Here is a 4,554-nt window from a genome sequence, read left to right on the forward strand (position 1 = left end):
CTGCGCCGGCCTGACCCTCTACGGAGTCCTCCGCACCCTCCAGGCCCTGCTCGCCGTCTGGACCGGCGCCTGCCCCACCTGCCAACGACCCTTCAACCCCACACCCAACGTCACACAACACCTATCCGGAGTCACCTAGCGAAGTCCTACTAGTATCGGCTAACGGACAGCGCGCCTCGCCCCGGGCTGATCCTCCTGGATCTCCGAGTCTGCCGTGAGGGGAAGGGTGCGCCCGGCGCGACGACGCCGGTGATGCGGCGGCCGAGCGGTGCAACTCGCGCAACACTCGCTGGTGGGCGAGGCATGGACCTTATGATCAAGCGCGGCTGGGGTCGACCCAACAAGACTCGAACCCACAGTCGCAGGTCGATGTACTGCAGCCATCGGCCTCGCTGGTTGCAGACCGCCCCATTGGGTAGTCAAGCCGCAGGTTATGGCATATGTCGATCTTCGTTGGCGTCGGTGAGTGCACCCAACCAGCACTAATGCGAACCTAAACCTGCAGGTCAACGGCCCGACCGTTTCCGTCGAGCCCGTCCACGCGAAGATCCGGCGGTCCGGCTACACGGCGATGCGAACGCCAAGAAGATCGGATAGGAACCGGGCGTCGCGACCATGGCGCGAGTCCCGGCGGCGGTATCAGCGGTGATACCGTCGGGTGGTGGCGATGACACTGCGCTTGACGGATGACGAGGCAGAGGCTTTGCGTCTGCGTTCGGAGTTGGAACAGCGGTCGATGCAGGAGATCGCCCGGGAGGCGATCCGGGAGTACATCGAGGCACACAGCCGGGCGGAACTGCTGGATCAGGTGCTGGACGAGGAGCTGCCGCGGTACGCCGAGGCGCTCCGCTGGCTCGGCGAATGATCTACCTGACGCTTCGCGAACTGCTGTACATCGCCGAGCGGGCCATCGGTTCCGATCCGGTGGTCAGGGACCACGGCCTGCTCGAATCCGCTCTCNCGCGCCCGCGGGCGACGGTGTTCGGCCGGGACGCCTATCCCTCTCTTGACGGCAAGGCCGCCGCGCTCCTGCATTCACTGGCTCGCAACCATGCCCTCGTCGACGGGAACAAGCGGCTCGCCCTTGCCGGTCTGATCGCCTTCTACGGTGTCAACGGCCGTCGCCTGACGCTGACCAACGACGAGGCCTACGACCTCGTGATGAGCATCGCGTCCGGTGTCCACGATTCCGTCGAGGACATCACCAAGATCCTTGAAGGGGCGACCCGGAGCCGTCGGTGAGGACCCATGGCCGTCCGGAACTTGTCAAGATTTTTAGGACAAGATTCTTTGTGAACTAGCCTGTGTTCCGTCCCTGTCGTGATCTCGGTCGAGGGATGACTTCTGATCGTTCGGGCACGCCGTCGGCTGGTTCGGCCTGGTCATCCGGCGTGTCATCCGGCCCGCCGGCCAGCACGCCGACGGGCTGTGATGATCAGCGGGGCACCGTAGTGCGCCATGGCCTCCTACAGGGCAGGTGGACAGTCCATCCCGCGCATGCAGGAGCCCGCGCCTAGCGTCCGCGGGGTGTCCCGCCGACCACGTGACGAGATCGTCACTATCGGGGACCTGGAAGACGCCGTAGACATCGATCAGCTCCGCGATCTCCTCGGACGCGGTTCCCGAAGTGGCGAGCGAGTCTCGCGCGAGTACGCCAGCCGCATCGCGAACGCGAAGGGCTTCCCCGACCCGATCTTGGATCATCCCCGGCTACGACTCTGGCATCGGGCCGACGTGGAGGCGTGGCTGGATCGGAACCGCCCCGGGTGGAGGGGTGAGAAATGACGCTCGGACGCGCTGCGTGAGCAAATGTCCGATATGAGCTACCCCGTTGGCGCGTCGAAGCGGGGTACATGCGACCGGAGGAAGCCATGATGTCGATGTGACTGTCACGGTGTTGGAACGTGAGATCTACTCGATGAGCGAGGCCGCTCACCTGCTCGCGGTGAAGCCTGCCCGGCTCCGGTCGTGGATCGACGGCTACACCCGTGGACAGACCCACTACGAGCCGGTGATCCGTCCCGAGCACACCGGCCGCGATCTGGTCACGTGGGGCGAGTTTGTCGAGGCCGGCTACCTGCATGAGTACCGCGTTCGCGGTGTTTCGCTACAGAGGATGCGGCTCGTCGTCCAGCGGCTACGGGAACGCTTCGGCGTGCCGTACCCGCTTGCGCACATGCACCCGTACGTCTTCGGCCGCGACGTGGTCATGGCGGTTCAGGAGGAAGTCGGCCTGGCGACCTCGCTGGAGATGGTCCGCGTCCACGACGGCCAGCTCGTGCTCGCGCCGAAGGCGCAGGACTTCTTTGCCAAGGTCGAGTTCGCTCCCGGCGACGGCAAGGGAGGTGAGGCTCTGCGGCTATACCCGGACCCCACCGGCCGGCAGGTGGTACTCGACCCGCTGCTCGGCTTCGGCGCGCCCGTCGTACGAAACACCCGCACCGCGAACCTGTACGAGCTGTGGGCTGCGGGCGACTCGATCGCAGGGATCGCCGAGGTCTACGAGCTCCCCGATGCTGATGTTGAGGCCGCGGTCCGCTATGAAGCGCGTCTCCGCGAGCAGGAAGAGACCGCAGCCTGAGCATGAACGCCGCCGCCGATCTCCAGGCGCGCTTCNTCGTCAACGAGAACACCCTGCCCCTGGGTAAGGCGCTCGCCGCGGTGCGAACCGACGTCATCCATCCCGGCCACAGACGTTGCCCGATCACGCTGGGGACGAAGGACGTTCGCTGGCTGCCCTACGTCGGCGAGGAAGGCCTGCTGCTGATCACGCGCGACAACATGATCCGGTGTCGCGCCGTCGAGAAGCAGATCTTCCTGGCCAGCGAGGTGAAGGGCCTCTTCTTGACCAAGAGCGGCAGCATGTCCCGGTGGGACATGCTGCGCATGGTCGTCCAGCACTGGGGCAAGATCGAGCCGCTGGTCGAGGAGAAGGGGCCCTTCTTCTACTCGCTGACCCAGGCCGGCGTACGGAAGCTGACGCTCCCGGTCCCGCAGGACCTCAGAGGGCAGGAGGACGAGTCGTGAGGTGAGGCGTTTCCGCTGGTGTCGGCGTGAACTACCGCTCGTCGAAAGAGGACGAAGTCCTCGCATGGATCGCCGGGCATCGGCACCCTCTGGACCCGCCGGCTAGCTGACGCGACGGGGGCTGATCAGCCGGCAGGCATCACCGAGGCCGAGGCGCTCGTGCTCGTTCTGAGCGCGCCGCGACCGGCCGGCGGCGCCGTAGCGGCGGACCATCTGCGTGGTGCTCCACCCCATGTGGTCGGCGAGGGTCTGCTCTCCGCCGCCGGCAAAGAGCCAGGCGTCGGCGAGCGCGTGGCGGAACAGGTGGGGGTGGACGTCGATGCCGGCCTCGCGGCCGCGGCGCCGTACCACCTGGTAGACGCCCGACGGTGTCATCGCGGTGCCTCGGCCGGCCAGCCACAGCGCGGGCAGAGTGGCATGTCGGTGGTGGCCGCGCCGCAGGTACCGGTTCAGGCTGAGCGCGGTCTGAGCGCCGATGGCGATGTGTCGCTGTCGGTCGCCCTTGCCGGTGACGAGCAGGCGCTTGCGGCCGAGGTCGACGTCGGCGACGGTCAGGCCGGCGACCTCGCTTCTACGGCCGCCCGAGTCCGCGAAGACGCGCACGAGCGCCTCGTCACGTCGACTGGTGAAATCCTTGCCCTTGCACACGGCGACGAGGGCGGACAGCTGGTCGAGTACGAGCAGCGGTTTCACCCGCTCGCCGATCTTGGGGGGCTCCATGCGCTCCATCGGCGAGGCGTCGAGCTCCTCCTCGGCGAGCAGCCACAAAAAAACTGCTGGAGCGAGCGGAACGCCTGATTCACCGTCGAGCCGGATCGTCCGTCCGGGCATCGCGGTGTCCGCTCGGTCGCGAAGGAGATCAGGAACTGTTCGACGTGCTGCCGGCTGATCTCGTCTGCCGCGCCCGGCCGGTATGTCGGCATCTGCTCGGCGCCGGCGTCCGCGGCCGCGCGCCGGGCCGCGCGCCGCTCGACGCCAGTCCGCGGCGGTGTCCAGCCGGCAGGCGCCGGCGGCAGTGCCGCGAGCCAGTTGACGAACGCCACGCCGGCCTTGCGCTACGCGGTCCGGGTCTCGACGCTGCGCCCGACGGTCTGCAGGCTCTGGTCCCATCCGTCGAGCAGGAGCCACCAGACGGGATCGACCCCAGAAATGATCTCCACTATGACAAAACGTTACCATCTCGGTCACCGCTGAGCTTGACGGATCAGACTGCAATTACTACGTTGCATGCCTGGTCAGTGCTGCGATGTGCACCCAACCAGCACTAATGCGAACCTAAACCTGCAGGTCAACGGCCCGACCGTGTCTGTCGAACCGGCCCACGCGAAGATCCGTCGAGCCGGCTACGCCGGCAACGCGAATGCCAAGACGACTGATAGAGGTTGATCGCTCCGGTCGCGCGGCACTCGGCGAATCCCGAACCCGACTCGGTTGCGATCACGGCTGCAAGGCGGCTCGTTGGTTGATCGAGTTCCGGTCCGTGCTTCGGATGTCTTGCTTCCCGTCGGTAATGCTACGAAACGCGCG

Annotated in this window: 5 protein-coding genes; 4 read left to right on the forward strand and 1 reads right to left on the reverse strand. The window is 66.6% G+C overall.

Translation table 11 applies throughout. From position 1 onward, the window contains the following. Positions 1-667: 667 nt before the first annotated feature. The 4 genes from CED_RS20820 (at position 668) to CED_RS20840 (ending at position 3,027) form a co-directional block, all read left to right on the forward strand. Complete coding sequence (locus tag CED_RS20820) at positions 668-865, forward strand: ribbon-helix-helix protein, CopG family (protein ID WP_011435539.1); 198 nt, start codon at positions 668-670, stop codon at positions 863-865. Continuing rightward, positions 862-1,242 carry a type II toxin-antitoxin system death-on-curing family toxin gene (locus CED_RS20825; RefSeq protein ID WP_035913593.1) on the forward strand — a complete coding sequence of 127 codons (381 nt, stop codon included), beginning with the start codon at positions 862-864 and terminating at the stop codon, positions 1,240-1,242. Before CED_RS20820 ends, CED_RS20825 begins: the two co-directional genes overlap by 4 nt. A gap of 640 nt (positions 1,243-1,882) precedes the next feature. Beyond that, positions 1,883-2,581, forward strand: a complete 699-nt coding sequence (locus tag CED_RS20835) for a DUF433 domain-containing protein (protein WP_023841598.1) — start codon at positions 1,883-1,885, stop codon at positions 2,579-2,581. Between the two features lie 2 nt (positions 2,582-2,583). Beyond that, the gene (locus CED_RS20840) at positions 2,584-3,027 is read left to right on the forward strand and encodes a hypothetical protein (protein WP_035913596.1); all 444 of its coding nucleotides are present in this window, start codon (positions 2,584-2,586) and stop codon (positions 3,025-3,027) included. A gap of 102 nt (positions 3,028-3,129) precedes the next feature. Here CED_RS20840 and CED_RS20845 read toward each other — a convergent pair whose 3' ends face one another. Beyond that, complete coding sequence (locus CED_RS20845) at positions 3,130-3,858, reverse strand: tyrosine-type recombinase/integrase (protein WP_011435544.1); 729 nt, start codon at positions 3,856-3,858, stop codon at positions 3,130-3,132. Between the last annotated feature and the right edge of the window lie 696 nt (positions 3,859-4,554).

It is taken from the genome of Frankia sp. CeD, assembly GCF_000732115.1.
Taxonomy (GTDB): Bacteria; Actinomycetota; Actinomycetes; order Frankiales; family Frankiaceae; genus Frankia; species Frankia casuarinae.